The sequence below is a fragment of the uncultured Halopseudomonas sp. genome (genome assembly GCF_963977355.1).
Classification (GTDB): domain Bacteria; phylum Pseudomonadota; class Gammaproteobacteria; order Pseudomonadales; family Pseudomonadaceae; genus Halopseudomonas.
In genome coordinates this window covers 15644-33777 of sequence record NZ_CAXBOV010000026.1, presented here as the reverse complement: position 1 = coordinate 33777, position 18134 = coordinate 15644, and the positions used below count along the sequence as shown (strand labels likewise).

Annotated in this window: 21 protein-coding genes; 7 read left to right on the top strand and 14 right to left on the bottom strand. The window is 58.8% G+C overall.

Going from position 1 to position 18134, the window contains the following annotated elements; all coding sequences use genetic code 11:
• Positions 1-13: 13 nt before the first annotated feature.
• The 11 genes from AAC076_RS14035 to AAC076_RS13985 all read right to left on the bottom strand — a co-directional run bounded on the left by AAC076_RS14035 (position 14) and on the right by AAC076_RS13985 (position 9823).
• On the bottom strand, positions 14-499 hold the full coding sequence (locus AAC076_RS14035; protein ID WP_339846775.1) for a phosphatidylglycerophosphatase A: 486 nt from the start codon (positions 497-499) through the stop codon (positions 14-16).
• A complete protein-coding gene (gene thiL / locus AAC076_RS14030) occupies positions 492-1490 on the bottom strand; it encodes a thiamine-phosphate kinase (protein WP_339846773.1) in 999 nt (332 codons plus the stop codon). The genes AAC076_RS14035 and thiL overlap by 8 nt, the downstream gene beginning before the upstream one ends.
• Positions 1491-1515: 25 nt before the next feature.
• Positions 1516-1995 (bottom strand): transcription antitermination factor NusB, encoded by a 480-nt coding sequence (gene nusB, locus AAC076_RS14025; protein ID WP_339846771.1) that lies wholly within the window; start codon positions 1993-1995, stop codon positions 1516-1518.
• Complete coding sequence (gene ribE / locus AAC076_RS14020; protein ID WP_150279325.1) at positions 1992-2471, bottom strand: 6,7-dimethyl-8-ribityllumazine synthase; 480 nt, start codon at positions 2469-2471, stop codon at positions 1992-1994. The genes nusB and ribE overlap by 4 nt, the downstream gene beginning before the upstream one ends.
• Before the next feature lie 58 nt (positions 2472-2529).
• Complete coding sequence (gene ribBA / locus AAC076_RS14015) at positions 2530-3624, bottom strand: bifunctional 3,4-dihydroxy-2-butanone-4-phosphate synthase/GTP cyclohydrolase II (RefSeq protein ID WP_339846769.1); 1095 nt, start codon at positions 3622-3624, stop codon at positions 2530-2532.
• A 37-nt stretch (positions 3625-3661) separates the two neighbouring features.
• Positions 3662-4327 (bottom strand): riboflavin synthase, encoded by a 666-nt coding sequence (locus AAC076_RS14010; protein ID WP_339846766.1) that lies wholly within the window; start codon positions 4325-4327, stop codon positions 3662-3664.
• A gap of 31 nt (positions 4328-4358) precedes the next feature.
• The gene (nhaD, locus tag AAC076_RS14005) at positions 4359-5618 is read right to left on the bottom strand and encodes a sodium:proton antiporter NhaD (protein WP_339846763.1); all 1260 of its coding nucleotides are present in this window, start codon (positions 5616-5618) and stop codon (positions 4359-4361) included.
• Positions 5619-5631: 13 nt separating this feature from the next.
• The gene (gene ribD, locus AAC076_RS14000) at positions 5632-6765 is read right to left on the bottom strand and encodes a bifunctional diaminohydroxyphosphoribosylaminopyrimidine deaminase/5-amino-6-(5-phosphoribosylamino)uracil reductase RibD (protein WP_339846760.1); all 1134 of its coding nucleotides are present in this window, start codon (positions 6763-6765) and stop codon (positions 5632-5634) included.
• Positions 6758-7231, bottom strand: coding sequence for a transcriptional regulator NrdR (gene nrdR, locus AAC076_RS13995; protein ID WP_339846759.1), 474 nt, complete (start codon positions 7229-7231; stop codon positions 6758-6760). Before nrdR ends, ribD begins: the two co-directional genes overlap by 8 nt.
• Before the next feature lie 121 nt (positions 7232-7352).
• Positions 7353-8837, bottom strand: coding sequence for an AMP-binding protein (locus tag AAC076_RS13990; RefSeq protein ID WP_339846758.1), 1485 nt, complete (start codon positions 8835-8837; stop codon positions 7353-7355).
• Complete coding sequence (locus AAC076_RS13985) at positions 8834-9823, bottom strand: nitronate monooxygenase family protein (protein ID WP_339846757.1); 990 nt, start codon at positions 9821-9823, stop codon at positions 8834-8836. Before AAC076_RS13985 ends, AAC076_RS13990 begins: the two co-directional genes overlap by 4 nt.
• 129 nt (positions 9824-9952) lie before the next feature.
• On the opposite strand from AAC076_RS13985, the gene AAC076_RS13980 reads away from it, so the two are divergent.
• The 7 genes from AAC076_RS13980 (at position 9953) to AAC076_RS13950 (ending at position 15885) form a co-directional block, all read left to right on the top strand.
• The gene (locus tag AAC076_RS13980; RefSeq protein WP_339846755.1) at positions 9953-10858 is read left to right on the top strand and encodes a LysR family transcriptional regulator; all 906 of its coding nucleotides are present in this window, start codon (positions 9953-9955) and stop codon (positions 10856-10858) included.
• A 62-nt stretch (positions 10859-10920) separates the two neighbouring features.
• On the top strand, positions 10921-11574 hold the full coding sequence (locus AAC076_RS13975) for a 50S ribosomal protein L11 methyltransferase (protein WP_339846754.1): 654 nt from the start codon (positions 10921-10923) through the stop codon (positions 11572-11574).
• 81 nt (positions 11575-11655) lie between these two features.
• A complete protein-coding gene (gene trxA / locus AAC076_RS13970) occupies positions 11656-12537 on the top strand; it encodes a thioredoxin (protein WP_339846752.1) in 882 nt (293 codons plus the stop codon).
• An 86-nt stretch (positions 12538-12623) separates the two neighbouring features.
• On the top strand, positions 12624-13277 hold the full coding sequence (locus AAC076_RS13965; protein ID WP_339846749.1) for a DUF2796 domain-containing protein: 654 nt from the start codon (positions 12624-12626) through the stop codon (positions 13275-13277).
• Positions 13278-13359: 82 nt separating this feature from the next.
• Positions 13360-14073, top strand: a complete 714-nt coding sequence (locus AAC076_RS13960) for an ATP-binding cassette domain-containing protein (protein ID WP_339846746.1) — start codon at positions 13360-13362, stop codon at positions 14071-14073.
• A complete protein-coding gene (locus tag AAC076_RS13955; RefSeq protein WP_339846744.1) occupies positions 14073-15335 on the top strand; it encodes an ABC transporter permease in 1263 nt (420 codons plus the stop codon). Before AAC076_RS13960 ends, AAC076_RS13955 begins: the two co-directional genes overlap by 1 nt.
• Before the next feature lie 28 nt (positions 15336-15363).
• Complete coding sequence (locus AAC076_RS13950) at positions 15364-15885, top strand: DUF3299 domain-containing protein (protein ID WP_339846741.1); 522 nt, start codon at positions 15364-15366, stop codon at positions 15883-15885.
• A gap of 28 nt (positions 15886-15913) precedes the next feature.
• Here the strand turns inward: AAC076_RS13950 and AAC076_RS13945 are convergent, their stop codons facing one another.
• From AAC076_RS13945 to AAC076_RS13935, 3 genes are read right to left on the bottom strand one after another with little or no spacing between them, the layout of a single operon-like run.
• Positions 15914-16999 (bottom strand): tetratricopeptide repeat protein, encoded by a 1086-nt coding sequence (locus tag AAC076_RS13945; RefSeq protein ID WP_339846738.1) that lies wholly within the window; start codon positions 16997-16999, stop codon positions 15914-15916.
• Positions 16999-17703, bottom strand: coding sequence for an energy transducer TonB (locus AAC076_RS13940; protein ID WP_339846735.1), 705 nt, complete (start codon positions 17701-17703; stop codon positions 16999-17001). The genes AAC076_RS13945 and AAC076_RS13940 overlap by 1 nt, the downstream gene beginning before the upstream one ends.
• Positions 17703-18125, bottom strand: a complete 423-nt coding sequence (locus AAC076_RS13935) for a biopolymer transporter ExbD (RefSeq protein ID WP_339846733.1) — start codon at positions 18123-18125, stop codon at positions 17703-17705. The genes AAC076_RS13940 and AAC076_RS13935 overlap by 1 nt, the downstream gene beginning before the upstream one ends.
• Positions 18126-18134 lie beyond the last annotated feature (9 nt).

Here is an 18134-nt window from a genome sequence, read left to right as displayed (position 1 = left end):
CTTGAAGCGGTAATCAGATCAGTTGCTCAATCACAAACAGAACGATCAGGGCCATCAGTCCGGCCAGCACATCGTCAAGCATGATGCCCAGGCCACCGTGAACCTTGCGATCGACCCAACCTATCGGCCAGGGTTTGAGAATATCGAAGAACCGGAAGCATACAAAACCCGCGAGCAGCCACAGCCAACCAGGGGGCGCCAGCAGCATGGTCAGCCAGTAGCCGACAAACTCGTCCCAGACAATGCCGCCGTGATCGTGCACACCCATGTCCCTGGCGGTGCGTCCACAAAGCCAAATGCCCAGTAGCGCGCTACCTACCAGAACGGCCAGGTATCCGGCAAAGGGCAGATGCTGCCAAAGCGGTACAAAGGGCACTGCCGCCAACGTACCCCAGGTGCCGGGGGCGTGTCGTACCGCACCGCTGCCAAAACCGAAGGCCAGAAAATGTATGGGGTTGCGCCATACCGATGCAGGTGCGTGAACAGACCTTTCAGTCATTATTGTTCCTCTGAAAATGCTGATAACCGGCGGGCTCGACCATCTCACTCAGCTCCTGACCGTCATCCAGCCAAACACCGCTGCCGACCACGGCCTCGCCAATAACGGTCACGCCGAATCCCTGGGAAGCCCAGACCTCGAGACAGCGGATACTGGCAACCGGCAAAGTAAATAACAACACATAATCATCGCCGCCGCCCAGCATCCACTCCATGCGCTGTACCTGCGGCCAGGCTTGCAGCGCCGTCGAGCAGGGCAGATCTGCAACGCGAATGTGCAGTGCTACGTCACTGGCCTGAGCCAGATGACGGGCATCTGCGATCAGCCCGTCGGAAACATCCAGCCCTGCGCTGGCTACCCCGGCAAGCTCAAGCCCGAGTTCACACTGAGCCTGGGGACGCCAGAAGCGCTGAAACAGATAATCCCGCTCGGCGTCACTGACAGCGCCAGGTATGTCCTGACCCAGAACAACGGCAAGACCACCACCGCCGTCGCCCAAGGGGCCACCAACGCAAAGTAGATCTCCCGGCTGAGCATCACCGCGCCGCACCACATTACGCGGGCGCACTTCTCCCAGGACAGTAACGTTGATGTTGAGAGGGCCTCGGGTGGTATCACCCCCGATCAGACTGATGCGATGATCGCATGCCGCATCGGTAAGCCCTTGGGCAAAGCTCTGCAGCCAGTCCTCGTCCACCCCGGGCAATGTCAGCGCCAGAGTGAAGCTCAGCGGCCGCGCACCCATGGCAGCAAGATCGCTGACTGCCGCTGCGAGGGCACGATAGGCCAGGTTCGCGGGAATGTAGTCCGGGGGGAAATGTGTGCCAAGCACAACCGTGTCGGTAGAGACCACCAACTGCTTGTCAGGAGACGTAGTAAAGAGCGCTGCGTCATCACCAATGCCCAGGGTGACATGTTCCGAGCCACCCGCATTTGCCAGCGCCATGCTGCGAAAATACCGGCTAATCAGTTCAAATTCACCCAGCGACATGGCTGCGGCCTTTTACAGATGGCTATCAACGCCCCCGGCGGGACGCGTTGACCTCGACACTGCGCAAGCTTGGAGCCAGCTTGTCGAGAATGCCATTGACGTATTTGTGGCCATCGGTGGCCCCGAAGATCTTCGCCAGTTCAATGCCTTCGTTGATTACTACCTTGTAGGGTACATCAATCCGGTGCACCAGTTCGTATACCCCAAGGCGCAGAATAGCCATTTCGACGGGGTCGAGCTCATGTACAGGACGGTCCAGCACACTACCCAGGTGCTCATCGAGCTCCGTCAGGTTGCGGCCAACGCCGGTGAGCAGTTCGTGGAAATAGGCACCATCGACCTTGGCAAAATCGTTGTCTGCACGATACTGGGCTTCGATATCAGACAGGGGCAAGTCAGCCACTTGCCAGCCATACAGCGCCTGAACAGCCAGGCTGCGGGCTTTGCGGCGAGCCGAAGCCTTGGGCCGACCAGTACTGGCCGGCTGCTGGTCTGAATCGCTCACTTGGCCTCCAACTGCTTGAACAGGCTGACCATTTCCACAGCGGACATTGCTGCCTCGGCACCTTTGTTACCGGCCTTGGTGCCGGAGCGCTCGATGGCCTGCTCGATGCTGTCGACGGTGAGTACGCCAAAGGCGACCGGTATACCGTATTCCAGCGACAGGCTGCCGATGCCCTTGACGCACTCGCCGGCAACATATTCGAAGTGGGGTGTACCACCACGAATTACTGCGCCCAGTGTAACGATGGCATCAAACTGTTTGGTCTCGGCGACTTTCTTCACGACCAGGGGAATCTCGAACGCACCCGGAGCCCGCACGATAGTGATGTCTGCTTCTTTCACGCCGTGGCGCTTGAGCGCATCGATTGCACCGGACAACAGGCTTTCGACAACAAAACTGTTAAAGCGACCGACAACCAAGGCATAACGGCCCTGCACGGATACGAAATCGCCTTCAATGGTACGTATAGCTGACATGTTATCTCTCTCTTAAAGAACCGGCTGGGCACCAGGCGCAGTCGTGTATCGGGTGCGTTTATTCGCAGGGCAGATATTCTACTACTTCCAGGTCGAAACCGGATATGGCATTGAACTTCATTGGCTGGGACAACAGCCGCATCTTGCGTACACCCAGGTCACGCAGTATCTGCGAACCCGCCCCAACCGTATTGTAGGTAGTCGGCTCACGCTCAGGCGTGTCAGTGCCGGCAAGCTGATTGACATGATGCAGCAGCTCTTCCGAACCCATCTGGTTACCCAGCAACAGTACAACCCCATGTCCCTCTCCGGCCAGCTTGCTCATCGCGGCGCGCAGACTCCAGCGCCCTGGCTGACTGACCATAAACAGGTCCCGCAGCGGATCCATGTTGTGTACACGGACCAGAGTCGGCTCTTCCGGCTCCATCTTGCCCAGGGTCAACGCCAGGTGCACAGCGCCTTCCAGGCTGTCACGGTAGGTCACCAGATTGAAGCTGCCTATCTCGGTTTCCAGGGGCTGCTCGGAGATGCGCTTGACCGTGCGTTCATTGAGCAAACGATAATGAATGAGGTCGGCAATGGTACCGATCTTCAGATTGTGCTCACGGGCAAAGGCTTCAAGCTGTGGGCGACGCGACATACTGCCATCATCATTCATGATCTCGCAGATAACACCCGACTCGCCAAAACCGGCCATACGCGCCAGGTCGCAGGCTGCCTCGGTGTGTCCGGCGCGCGCCAGTACACCACCGGGTTGGGCCATCAACGGGAAGATGTGGCCAGGGCTGACGATATCATCGGCGACGGCACCCGGCGCCGCTGCTGCCTGGACTGTGCGAGCGCGGTCAGCTGCGGAAATACCGGTGCTGACCCCCACGGCCGCTTCGATGGAAACGGTAAACTTGGTACCAAAACCCGAATTATTACGTTGCACCATCAGCGGCAGATCGAGACGCTCGCAGTGCTCCAGGCTCATGGGCATGCAGATCAGTCCGCGACCATATCGGGCCATGAAATTGATGTGCTCGGCCTGACACGCCTGGCCCGCCATGATCAGATCACCTTCATTCTCGCGATCTTCATCATCCATCAGGATGACCATCTTTCCAGCGCGGATATCTTCCAGCAGTTCTTCTACAGTATTGAGTTTCATGCGGCCCTCCCGGGCTCCTTGTTCACGGCCTGAGATTTCAGGATTTCAGGTAGCCGTTTTCGGCAAGAAAAGACATGCTCAGGCGGCTATCGCGGTTCGGTTCAGCCGCCTTGTCACCCAGCAACAAGCGCTCCAGATAGCGGGCAATCAGGTCGACTTCCAGGTTCACCGGGCTACCAGCCTGGTAATCACCCATCACCGTTTCCTGCATGGTGTGCGGCACAATGTTCAGATCGAAAACGGCACCATCAACAGCGTTGACTGTGAGGCTGGTGCCATCGACGGTAATCGAACCTTTTTCGGCAATATAACGTGCGAGCGCTGCCGGCGCCTCGATCCGGAAATGCCAGGAGCGGGCGTCTTCTTTCAGAGACAGAACCTTTCCCACACCGTCCACATGACCGCTGACCAGGTGTCCACCTAGGCGTGACGAGGGCGTCAATGCCTTTTCCAGATTGACCCGGCTGCCTTCCTGGAGCCGCGACAGTGCAGTGCGGCGAATGGTCTCCTGGCTAACATCGGCCCAGAAACCGTCGCCCGGCAATTCCACCGCAGTCAGGCAGACGCCATTGACTGCGATGCTGTCACCTAGTTTGACGTCACCCAGGTCAAGACCCGCAGTTTTCACATACAACCGGACGTCGCCGCCGCGGGGCTGCATGCTCTGGATCTGGCCAACCGCTTCAATAATGCCTGTGAACATGTAATTGCCTCTTTTCCAGGGGTGCAGTCTACTAGCCGCTGACCAGCAGACCCAACCCGTAAACCGAGATATAGCCGAAGACGAAGGCCGCAAGCAGCAACCCGAAACTGCGCATGTAGGTCAGAAAGGTCAACCCGGGCAACTTGCTCATCGCGACTATCCCGGCAGCGGAGCCGATTATAAGCAATGAACCGCCTACTCCGACAGCATAAGTCAGCCCCATCCAATCGGCAGTGCTCATCTGCAGGTCGGCCTTGAGCAGAGCGGCGGTCAACGGCACGTTGTCAATCAGCGCCGAAAGAATGCCCATCAGCAAGTTGGCAACAATCACCGGCACCAGGTCGTAAAGCGCCGTCAGGCCTTGCAGTACACCGATAAATTGCAACATGCCAACCAGCAGCAGCACACCCAGGAAGAACAACAATGTCTCGAATTCGATTGCCCTGACGTACTCGAGAATCGGGTCGTTTTCGATGTCCTCGTTGAAAAACCGTGCAATCAAAAACATCAGTGACAGACCAGTCAGAAAGGTAAGAACCGGCGGTATCGAATACAGCAGACTACCCACAATGGTACCCAGAATAGTCAGCAGGAATAAAAGACCAATGAACTGGTCGACTCCGCGTAATGGTTGCAACGAAGCCTTTTCAATGACCACTTCGCCATTGAGGCCGACCGACAGCAACACGGCGAGCAGCAGTACCGCCAACAACGCGGGGCCGCTGAGCATCAAAAGGTGGGTTATCTCGACCTTGTCTGCGAGGAAGATCATCAGCGTGGTAACGTCGCCGGTAATCATCGCCACGCCGCCGGAATTCACCGCAAAAACCACCAGCGTGGCAAAACGCAGGGTCTTGCGTAATTCCATCTTGAGACTCAGTACCAGCGCCACCGACACCAGAGTAGCGGTGATGTTGTCTGCAATGGACGAAAATACAAAACAGAACAGGCCAGTAAGAAACAACAACTTCCGCTCGGTCACCCGACCAGGGAGGATGCTGTAGATGATATTTTCAATCAGTCCCTTCTTGTTCAGGTAAGCGACAAAGGTCATGGTCGCAAGCAGGAAGAGCCAGAGCCCGGCGATATCCGTGATATTTTCGTTTAGCGCCTCGTGGACCCTCTCACGAAAGACCTCGTCAGGTGCAGCAACAAACAGCACCACCCACGCCAGCGCGCCGAAAAACAGCACCACCTTGGCCTTGTTGACGTGAATCAACTCCTCGAAAACCACACCCAGAAACGCAGCTACTGCCATTACAATCAGCAACCATTGAACTGCCGTATGCATAGTGAAACACTCTTTAGAAAGGAAGAACCGGTCGCGCCGTGATTCGCCAGTCACGGCCGACAACCCGCATGTCGATGACATCAAGCTGCATGGCCTCGGCCATGCTGTTGAAGGGCAATTCCAACAAGGGTCGCGCCAGACTGCCCAGCAGCCTTGGCGCCATATATACAATCAACTCGTCAACCAGGCCTGCCTGCAGAAATGCTCCTGCCAGCCCCGCTCCGGTCTCTACCAGCACCTCATTGCAGCTACGTGTCGCGAGTAGCCGCAACAGCGCCTCCAGATCCACATACTGACCGTCCCCGCGAGGCAGGGTGAGCAGCTCTGCACCTGCGGCTCGGTAATCCTCAACCGGCGTCTCACCCAGACGGCAGGCTACCAGCACGGGGCCGGCCTGCTGGAACAAGCGGCTACTCAAAGGCACGCGTAGGCCGCCATCTACCAGCACACGCAGCGGCTGGCTTTCCGCCGCTGCAGTCGCCTGCGCATCCGGCAAGCCCAACTGCGCACTGCGTACGGTCAAAGCCGAGTTATCCAGCAGCACGGCATCGGCGCCGGATATGACTGCGCTACTGCGGGCCCGCAGTCGCTGCACATCGGCGCGAGCTTCGGGCCCGGTAATCCATTGGCTTTCGCCACTGGCCATGGCAGTGCGGCCATCCATACTCATTGCCAGCTTGAGCCGTACAAAGGGCAGACCGGTCTGCATACGTTTTATGAAGCCGGGGTTCAATGCGCCAGCCTCTGCTTCAAGCACGCCGCAATGGACATCAATGCCCGCTGCGCGGAGGCGCTCAAGGCCACGCCCGGCGACCAGCGGATTGGGATCCTGCATTGCAGCCACCACGCGCACAACGCCGGCGGCAATCAGTGCATCAGCGCAGGGTGGTGTACGACCGGTGTGGCTACAGGGCTCCAGGGTTACATAAGCGGTTGCACCCCGGGATTGTTCGCCCGCCTGCAACAGCGCATTGACCTCGGCGTGCCCTTCCCCTGCACGGACATGCCAGCCCTCACCCACGATCCGACCCTCGCGCACCAGCACACAACCGACACGGGGGTTGGGATCAGTGGTATACAGCCCTTTAGTCGCCAGTTGCAGCGCCCGGGCCATCATGCTCCGGTCGCTGATCGCCTGATCAGGCATCAGGCTCGTCCTTGTCGCGGCGCGACAGACGCTCGATCTCCTCGCGGAACTGGTTCAGATCCTGAAAGCGCCGATAGACGGAGGCAAAACGGATGTAGGCGACCTCGTCGAGCTGCTTGAGCTCGTTCATGACCATTTCACCCACGACCATCGCCGGCACTTCCCGCTCGCCGGTTGCGCGCAGGCGATGCTTGATATGCCCGATCGCGGCCTCAATCTGCTCAACGCTGACCGGACGCTTCTCCAACGCCCGTTGCATACCCGCGCGCAGTTTTTCTTCGTCGAATGGCTGGCGTCTGCCATCACCCTTGATGATCCTGGGGAGCACCAGCTCGGCGGTTTCAAACGTCGTAAAACGTTCCTGGCAGGCCAGACACTCGCGGCGTCGACGCACCTGATCACCCTCAGCTACCAGTCGGGAGTCGATCACTTTGGTGTCATGGGCGCCACAGAATGGACAATGCATTGAGATTTCCCGGAAGGATAAAAGCGCCTGTATCTTACTCCCTTGTCGGCCGGGATAAAAATGTCTCTTTACACTTCAAAACCGAAAAGATTGCGCAGATCCAGGCCTCCTGTTTCAAGCCTCAGTTGGGGGCAAAACGCTCCCGCAGCCGACGCTTGGCAATCTTGCCATTATCGTCGCGCGGCAAGGTATCGATAAGCTCCACTCTCCTGGGCACCTTGAAGCTGGCCAGACGGTCACGGATATATTGCTGTACCTGCTCCGCATCCAACAGGCCATCTGGCGCAGCCACAACAGCCAGCAAGGATTCACCATATTCGGCATCGGGCACACCCAGCACAGCACAGTCGATAACACCTGGCAGTGTTATCAGCACATGCTCGATTTCCGCAGGATAGATGTTCACCCCACCGGAAATCACCATGTCCGATTTTCGGTCACACACGTAGAGATATCCTTCCTCGTCCAGATAACCTATATCGCCCACCGTTACCAGATCATCCAGCCCAGCCTTGGCCCGGGCATCGTCATTATTCAGGTAAACGAAATCCGGTACCGCTGGCTGGCGCACATAGATCACGCCCGGCTCGCCTAACGGGCAATCATTACCCTGCTCATCGACAATGCGGATACGCGTCTGACCAATCGGCAAACCGACGCTGCCGGGTTTTCGCCGCGCAGAGACGGGATCCTGGATAGTGATCATGCCGGTTTCGCTCGAGGCGTAGGTTTCGTAGATCACCGGGCCCCACCAGTCGAGCATTGCCAGCTTCACATCAGGCGCACAGGGGGCACCGGTAGAGGCCACAAAGCGGACCGATGACAGGTCATACCTGGCCCTGATCTCCGCTGGCAGGCGCAGCAAACGCACGTACATGATGGGCACCAGAAACACGGTGTCGATCCGATACTGCTCGATCAGCGCCAGCGTTTGCTCCGCGTCAAAGCGGGGCATCACGACCATAAGCTCAGCCTGCAGAATCGATTGCTGTGCAAAGGAGCTGGGGGCACTGTGATAGAGGGGCGCTGACACCAGTGTCCGTACGCCAGGCTCAATACCCCAGGCTGCACGCGATAGCTCACGCATGGAGGCGGCCATGGCTTCACGCTCTTCAGCTGGCGGCGCCAGACGTTTTACCCCCTTGGGCCGCCCGGTGGTACCAGAGGTGTAAGCCATGTGTGCCCGCGGCGTGCGCGGTTCACCGACATAGGGCGACTGCTCGCTCAGCCAGGCTTCATAGGGCAGAGCTCCCGCGATCAAAGCAGCGCTGGCACCATTGACCAGGACCACTACGCCCGCAGGAACAACCCGCGCGATCTCGCCCAGCAGATCGGCCTCGACCAGTAACACCTTGGCCCCCGAGTCCTGCAACAGGAAGGCTACTTCATCGGCCTTGAAGTGCCAGTTGATTGGGCAGTAAAAGCAGCCGGCCGTCTGACAGCTTTGAATGGCATCGATAAACACCGGCCCATTGCGCAGCATCACGGCGATCACGTCGCCGTCCTCAACCCCCAGCCGAGCCAGACCACCTGCCAGTTGCAACGCACGCTGTGCTACCTGATCACCACTGCGGTCCAATTCACCGCAGATCAGGCGCGCAGTCATCCCTGCTCACCGTATGGGCTGGCAATCTGCTGCATCCGTTTACGGGCATCAGCATACTCCTGCTCGAGCTGGCTAACGGCTTCGGCGGTGGAGGTGATACCGCCAATGCTGCCAACACCCTGACCAGCGCCCCAGATATCGCGCCACGCCTTGCTCTTGTTACTACCGCCAGAGCCGAACTTCATGCTGGTCTTGTCGCCTTCGGGCAGATTCTCAGGATCCATGCCAGCGTTGACGATGCTGGGCTTGAGGTAGTTACCGTGTACCCCGGTAAAGAGATTGCTGTAAACGATGTCATCTGCGCTTGTATCGACCAGCATCTGCTTGTAGGCCGCGTCGGCATTGGCTTCATGGGTAGCAATAAAGCGGGTACCCATATAGGCCAGATCGGCACCCATGGCCTGCGCCGACAGTATCTGCTCACCCTTGGAAATAGAGCCAGAGAGGATGATAGGACCGTCATAAAAAGCACGAATTTCGGATACCAGCGCAAAGGGGCTGAGCTGACCGGCGTGGCCGCCCGCGCCAGCACAGACCAGAATCAGACCATCAACACCCGCCTCGATGGCTTTTTTCGCGTGCTTGACGTTGATCACATCGTGGAACACCAGACCACCATAACTGTGAATCGGACCGACCACCTCGTTGGGCGCGCGCAGACTGGTGATGACGATCGGCACCTTGTACTTCACGCACATCTCGACATCGTGCTGCAGACGATCGTTGCTGCCGTGCACAATCTGGTTGACGGCAAAGGGCGCGACGATCGCATCAGGGTTGGCCGCCTGGTACTCGGCAAGCTCGCTGGTAATGCGCTTGAGCCAGACCTCAAGCTCTTCAGCGGGCCGCGCATTCAGCGCCGGGAAAGAGCCGACCACGCCGGCTTTGCACTGGGCGATCACCAGGTCAGGGTTGGAGATGATAAACAGCGGTGAGCAGATAACCGGTAGTGTCAGCGAGTTCTGCAGAATGCTGGGAAGACTCATTGTTGTTCTCCTTGGGGCACGTCGGGCATGGGGTATCAGAATAATAAAGTGCAAAGACTATAGAAGCTGACTGACTGATCTACAATATCCGCCAACCAGCCCAAACCGTTTACAAATAGGCAACAATGGATGGACATCAAGAACCTGCAGTTTCTCAGCGCTGTAGTCGAAGCGGGCAGCATGAGCGCTGCCGCACGCCGCCTTGGCACATCACGCTCGCACGTCAGCCGCAGACTCAAGGCCCTGGAGCAGAGCATTCAAGTGCAGCTGTTTCGGCGTACCACGCGCCGGGTGGAGCCGACGCAAATCGGCTGGGCGCTTTACGAGCATGCGGCACGCATCAGTAAGGAGTTGAACGCCCTGCAAGCAACGGTAGACGACCTGGGCAAGAATCTGCGCGGACATATCCGCCTCAGCGTGCCGGTTGCACTGGGGCAGCAGGTAGTCGGCCCGCTGCTCTTGGAGTTTGCCAGCCTATACCCGGAGGTTAGTCTGCAAATAACCTTCAGCAATCGCATTTTCGATCTGGTGGCTGCGGAAATTGACGTTGCTATCCGCGTTACCACGACGCCGCCTGACGCCCTGGTGGCGCGTGATCTGGGCCCGGTTGACTGGGCGCTTTGTGCAAGTCCGCGTTATCTTCAGACGCATGGCACGCCGCAACAACCGGAAGACTTGCTGAACCTCGACATGGTCAGCGTCAACTCACCTGATCAGCGTCTGCCGCTGGAGCTGTTCGACGGTCGTGAAACTCGCACACTGGTGCTCCGGCCGCGACTGCAGACCGAAGACATGATGTTCCTCAAACGGGCGACCCTGGCAGGTATTGGCTGCGCCCTGCTACCGCTGTACAGCGTGCAGCAGGAGCTGGACAACGGCGAGCTGCAACGGCTGTTACCCTCGCTGCGCGTGCGGGTCAGTGCCTGGGGCGATCATCTATACCTTTTGACCGCGCCCAACCTCTACCCCACTTTGGCCACGCGGACCTTTATCGAGTTTCTGCACAGTCGCCTGCAAGTCCTGCTGCCGATCTGAACAGGCTGCGCGCAGGTCTTCAGCCGCACTACAATAGCCACACTACTACTGCGGATCACAGCATGACACTAGCCGCCCTGAATGCCGAGTTGCATCATGTTCTGACTGATGCACAACTGATAGCCACCCCTCTGCCCGGACTGGAAAAGCTGCAACTGTGGCTGCTCGATCCCGCCAACCTGGATCGCGCCTTCAGCAGCGAGGAAACCCGAAAACTGCTCGATCAGCCACCCTATTGGAGCTTTTGCTGGGGCAGCGGCCTGGCGCTGGCTCGCTGGATACTCGAGCATCCGCAACAGGTTCACGGTAAACGGGTGCTGGACTTTGGCAGCGGTTCAGGTGTTGTCGCCATTGCCTGCGCCATGGCCGGCGCGCAACAAAGCATAGCCTGCGATCTTGATCCTCAGGCGCTGCTCGCGAGCAGCCTGAATGCGGAACTGAACGACGTAGAACTGACCCTGGCAGAGGATTTTTTTGCCGTAACCGGCGATATCGATCTGATCATCGCTGCGGATGTGCTCTATGACAGCAGCAACCGCGTGTTTCTTGAACATTTCCGCCAGCGCGCCGGCTCTATAATGCTCGCCGACTCGCGGGTGCGTGACCTGCAGCACCCGAGCTACCGGCTTCTGGAGAGGCTACAGGGCCAGACCTGGCCGGATCTGGGCGAGCCCTTGGCTTTCCGGGAAGTAGCCTTGTATGGCAACACCCCATGAACAGCAGTCAGCCCAGGGCACCCTTGATTTCAGCGGCAGCGCGCCCCACTATCGCCTGATTCTCAATTCGATGGACGTTCCATGAGCCAGTCAGCCTATATTTTTGATGTCACTACCGAGACCTTCGACCGTTATGTCCTGGAGAACTCATTTCACAAACCGGTCCTGGTGGATTTCTGGGCCGAGTGGTGTGCCCCCTGCAAGGCGCTTATGCCAATGCTGGCCAGCATCACCGAGAGCTATGCGGGCGAATTGTTGCTGGCCAAGGTCGACTGTGATCAACAGGCCGAACTGAGCAAGCGCTTTGGCATCCAGAGCCTGCCGACCGTTGTGCTGTTCAAGGATGGCCAGCCCATCGACGGCTTCGCCGGCATCCAGCCCGAAAGTGCCATCCGGGCGATTCTCGAGCCACATCTGGGCACCGTGCCCGAGGCCGCTCCGGAACCTGAAGCGGATCTGGCCACAGTAGTTGCCACCCTCCTGGAGGAAGGCAATGCGACACAGGCAATCGCGCTACTTCAGCCAGCCATCAGCGAGCAAGCCGAGGACCCTCTTCTGCTTCTGCTTGGCCGAGCACTGGCGATGGATGGTCAGTTAGACGCGGCTGAACAGGTGCTGGATGCGGTAAAAAACAAGGCCGCACACAAGGCGGCACTGTCTGGCGCAAGGGCCCAGCTGACTTTTTTGCGTCAGGCGGTGGGGCTGCCGCAGCGTACCGAGCTTGAGCAGCGGCTCGAACAGAACGCCAATGACAGTGAAGCCACTTATCAACTGGCGCTGGTGGACCTATCGCAGCAACGTTACGGGGAGGCTCTTGCGGCCCTGCTGGCACTGTTCGAGCGTGATCGCGGCCACGCCGACGGAAGCCCTCACCGAACACTGCTGGAGGTATTCAATGCACTGGGTAGCGAACACCCGCTGACCATCCAATACAGGCGCAAGCTCTATCAGGTTCTTTATTGAGGCTCTCCAGCACAGGCTTCCGAGGGACTGGTAAGCCTCACACATATGTTATAGGATAACATCCTATAACATATTGGAGGCTGCACATGCGCTACCCTATCCTGCTTCTCGGTGGACTACTCAGTACGCTGGCCTTCGCCATTCAGGCCAATGACCACGACCATGATCACGACCATGATCACGACCATGATCACTCCCACAGCGAAGAGAGCGCCGCCAGTCTCTCTGCACATGAGCACGGCGTGGCAAGTCTTAATCTGGTGCTGGATGGCCAGCACGTCATAATCGAGCTCCAGAGCCCCGCTGCCAACATCGTCGGCTTTGAGCATCTTCCCACCAGTGAAACAGACCTTGCCACTGCAAAGCAGGCGCGCCTTCGTCTGGAACAGGCCCAGAACCTGTTCGTATTTACCAAGGCAGCAGCTTGCACATTGGAAGAGTCCGAAGCCGAAAGCCCTCTGTTTTCCGGGACCGGAACTGAGCCTGGGACAGAGCACGACGAGCACCATCAAGACCATGGAGGTGAACACCACGATGATCACGGCGTCAGCGAAGTTGCACATGCGGATATCACCGCTCAGTTTCATTTCGCCTGCGCCAATCCTGAGGCGCTCCAGGAAATTGACGTGAAATTGTTCGACGCGTTTCCCAACACCGAAAAACTCCTGTTGCAGGCCATTACGCCCAAGGGCCAGCAGGGCGGAGAGCTGACCCCGGCGCAGAGCGTCATACGCCTTTGAAGTCACAGCTGCGCACGTATCGGATATACTCGACACGTGCGCAGCTTCAGCTCCCTATTTCCCCATGCCCTCAGACAATTCAATGCAGCCATCCCTGATCCAGCTAGACGCAGTGACCTTCGCCTGGCCCGGCCAATCGCGCTTACTGGACATACATAGCTTCGCTTTGCATCGCGGTGAGTGTGTGTTCCTCAAGGGACCATCGGGTAGTGGCAAAACCACCCTGCTGGGCTTGCTTGGCGGAGTGCTGCTGCCTGATAGCGGTAGCATCAAACTCCTGGGAAAGAGCCTGCCTGAACTCTCGGCGGCCGGACGGGACCGGTTTCGCGCAGACCACACTGGCTACATATTCCAGATGTTCAATCTGCTGCCTTACCTCTCGTTGGTTGAAAACGTTACCCTGCCCTGTCGCTTTTCAGCTGTGCGCCGCGCACGGGCACTCGCACGCAGCGAAAGCCTGGAGCAGGCAGCTTTGGATCTGCTTGCCGGCCTGGGACTGTCTGATCCGCAGCTGCTGCGCAGGACAGTCACCGAGCTGTCGATTGGCCAGCAGCAACGGGTAGCGGCGGCCCGGGCCCTGATTGGCAACCCTGAACTGGTGATTGCCGACGAACCTACCTCCGCCCTCGATGCGGACAGTCGGGAAGCCTTTCTGCAGTTGCTGTTCGCCGAATGCGAGCGCGGCGGCAGCAGCTTGCTCTTCGTCAGCCATGACTCTTCGCTTGAGCCGCTGTTCGATCGCGCACTGTCGCTGAAGGACATAAACCGCGCGGCCACAACCGCAGAGGTGCTCTGATGTATCTGCTGCGTCTGGCAATCAAGAGTCTGGCCAATCGCCGTTTTTCCGCCATCCTGACGGTGCTGGCGATCGCCCTCAGTGTCACCTTGCTACTGGCCGTGGAAAAGGTCCGGACCGAGGCCCGGGCGAGTTTCACCAGCACCATTGCCGGCACGGATCTGGTTGTCGGAGCCCGCTCCGGCTCGGTGCAATTGCTGCTGTATTCGGTTTTTCGTATCGGCAACGCGACCAATAATATTCGCTGGGACAGCTATCAGCACGTTGCCGGTTTACCCAAAGTCGCCTGGGCAATTCCGATTTCGCTGGGTGATTCACATCGCGGTTTCCGGGTCATGGGTACTAACGCCGGCTACTTTGAGCATTATCGGCACGGTCGCGACCAGGCGCTTGAGATGGTCCGTGGCGCCCCCTTCGTGGATTTGTACGATGCCGTCCTCGGAGCTGATGTAGCCCGCGAACTGGGCTATGCGTTGAACAGCGAGATGGTGCTGGCACATGGCACGGGCGCGGTGAGTTTTGTCGATCACGGCGACAAGCCATTTCGGGTCAGCGGCATACTGCGCAAGACCGGTACCCCGGTGGATCGCACCATACATATCAGTTTGCAGGGTATGGAAGCGCTGCATGTGGACTGGCAACAGGGCATGCCCGCACGCGGCGCTGCAAGCGTAAGCGCGGAACAGGCCCGGGAAATGGATCTGACCCCCAAGGCAATCACGGCTGTACTACTGGGTCTGACCAGTCGCATCAGCACTTTTGCCGTACAGCGGGAGATCAATCAGTTCGGCGATGAACCGCTGCAGGCTATTCTGCCCGGAGTCGCCCTGCAGGAACTGTGGAGCCTCCTCGGCATCGCCGAAAAGGCGCTCTTTATCGTTTCGCTGTTCGTCGTACTCACCGGCCTGGTCGGTATGCTGACAGCCATTCTCAGCAGCCTGAACGAGCGCAGGCGAGAGATGGCTATCCTGCGTTCAGTTGGCGCACGCCCGCGGCATGTATTCAGCCTTTTGTTGCTTGAAGCTGCCAGCCTCGCTTTCGCCGGGATCATGATCGGGCTCGGCCTGATGTATCTGTGCCTTTGGCTGGCTCAGCCTTTGATCCTGTCACGCTACGGGCTGTACATCGCCATCACACCCCCAGGCACCTATGAATGGACGTTGCTCGGCGCTATTCTGGCAGCCAGTATCCTGATGGGCAGCGTTCCGGCCTGGCGTGCCTACCGGCAATCGTTGGCTGACGGCCTATCTATCCGCACCTGAAAACGGTACACATCTCACGGGGTAAAGCATGCGTCGTCTTGCCGCTATCATCACTGCCTGCGCGTTATCCCTCGGGGCAATGCAGGCATTTGCCATAGAAGAATTGAGCTGGGGTGATCTGGTACCCCCAGAAGCACTCGATCTGGCCGGCATGCCGCAGCCAACCCACGACCTCTCGGCACTTGCCGACACCCTGAGTGACGAGGAATTCGGTGACCCAGCAGTACAAATGCAACCTGCCGCCCCGGTGGTCGCCGCACTGGATGGTCGGTCCGTGAAACTGCCCGGTTACATCGTGCCCCTGGGTATCGACCCCGACGGATCAGTCAGTGAGTTTCTGCTGGTCCCCTACTTCGGCGCCTGCATCCATGTGCCGCCGCCACCTTCTAATCAGATCGTTCATGTGCGTAGCAAGAAAGGCATAGAGCTTGCCGCGCTTTACCAGCCATTCTGGGTCAGCGGGGCTATGCAGGTGGAGCATGTGGAGAGTGAGTTGGCCAATGCGGGTTACCGCATCTCCGAAGCCAGCGTGGAACCCTATAGCTACTGATTGCAAGTCGGGCAGCCGAGCGCTTCAGTCAACCGGAGCTCAGCGCTCGACGAGCGTAGCCCGCCCATTGTTCGATTATTTGCCGCTGAGTGGCCGAAGCGTTCGTCTGGGCTTGGGCAAGACTGTCCAAAAGATCCGCCCATTGCCCGCGCTCAAGCTGAATCGACGCAACACTCATCCAATGATCGGATCGGCCGGTGCGGCGGGCCAGGGCTTCCCAGGCCTCTTGCGCACGATCATGATCCCGGGCCTGCTGCCAGAGCTGAGCAATTCGTTCACTACGGCTGCGGCTAGCCGGCAACAGTGCTTGCTGAGTCAGTGCTTCCAGCAACCTTGCTGCTTGCCAGGGCGCGCCGGCTGCCACTTGCAAGGCCACCAGGTTTTCAAGATCAGTATCGCTCAAACCAATCCCGCCCTCATAGGCTAAACGCAGTGTGGCCGCTGCATCGATCTGCCGGAGATCAAGGCTCTGTATGCCCGCCAACTGCCGCCAGATTTCCGCATTGCCCGGCTCCCGGCGCAGTAAAACCCGGAACCATTTTTCCGCGGCCTGATAGCGCCCAAGCCGATAATTCATGCTGCCCAATAACTGATACCAGACGGAGTCGACCTCGGGATCAGCGCTAACCACCTGCTCGGCCAATGGGATGGCTTTGCTATAGCGTCCCAGCCGACTGTACAACTGCACCAGTAGCCTTCGGGTTTCCAGCGACAAGGTGCCGGAGCTCAACTCCAACTCCAGCAGGCTGACCGCCTCTGCGTCCTGACCCTCCTGCGCCAGCAGCTGTGCCAGATTGCGTCTATCCTGGCTGGCCGCTTGCGCTTCAAGCTGGTCTTGAGCTAGCGCCTTGCGCAACCATTCAATCGCCTCGGCATTACGCTCACGCTCGATAGCCAGGTACCCCAGTCGTTGCTGAACGAGTGCGCGCTCCAGCGTGCGGCTTTCAGTTTGTGACAAAGCGTTTTCAAGGCGCCCAAGAGCCGTGGCCAGGTCGCCACCTTGCTGGGCCTCCAGCGCACTATTCAAAGCCTGGAAAACAACGGGCTCAACGGTCTGCTGCGCCTGAGTCTGGCAACTGACAAGCACAACAAGAAGGCACAGCAGTCTGCGCATCACCGCCTCTCCTCCAGCTGAAACTGCAGGGTCTTGGTCACCTCTTGAGCGACCGGTCGACCGTTCTCCCGCCGCGGCTTGAAGCGCCACCGGCTGACCGCTCGACGGGCCTCACGCTCGAACACTCCCGCAGGACTGGCATCAACTACGCGCAGATTTTCCACACGACCGTCTGCGGTGATGGTGAACGCCAGTGTCACCTGCCCCTCGATCCCGGCAGCAACCGCACGCCGTGGATAATTGGGCGGGATATCGACCAGCGGGGTAACCTCTTCTGATAATGAAGGCGAAGAAGGCGCGGAGGCAGCGGAGGCAGCGGGCACTGAGGCGGATGCAGGATTCTGTACGAGCGGAGCTTCAGCGGCGGTGAGCCCCGCCAGCGTAGGTGCGCTGCTGAGCTGAATCGATGTCGGCAGAGTGGGAATGCTGATCTCCAGTCTCACCTCGGGCGCAGACTGGGGTTGCGATGCAGCCGGACTGGCCTGCGGCATTGGCTCTGGTGGTTGAGGACGCTCCGGGGCCTGACGCTGCTGTCTTTGCTGGCTTTCGCTGGCCGTATCACTGACCGCACGCACAAAACTCACCCGCGCCAGCTCCTCCTCGGCCATGGTGTCGTCCCGTGGAGGCATGACCAGTATGACCATAAGCGCAAACAGCCCAAGAGCTACGAGCAGAGCTCCGCCAAAACTCAACAAAAGACGCATCAGCGCGCTCCGGACGCCGCAGCAGTAGCCGCGAGCGCCACATCCTGCACGCCAGCCAGACGGACCTGATCCATCACCTGAATCACCAGTCCGCTGCGCGAATCGCGGTCAGCCTGAACCACAACGGTACTGTCGGGCTGGTCTACCAGCATGCGCTCAACCGCTGCGCGAACCGCTCGCACATCGACCTGCTGCCGATCGATCCAGATTTCTCCCTCTGGGCTCACCGCGATCAGGATATTGCCCTTGGGCTGTTCCGAGGCTGAGGCGGCCGAAGGGCTCTGCACGGTAATACCCGACTCCTTGATAAAGGAGCTGGTCACAATAAAGAAAATCAGCATGATAAAAACGATATCGAGCATCGGCGTCATATCGATACCGGCTTCTTCATCGCTACCTGCGTAGTGTCTGCGCATGCGCATCTAATCGTT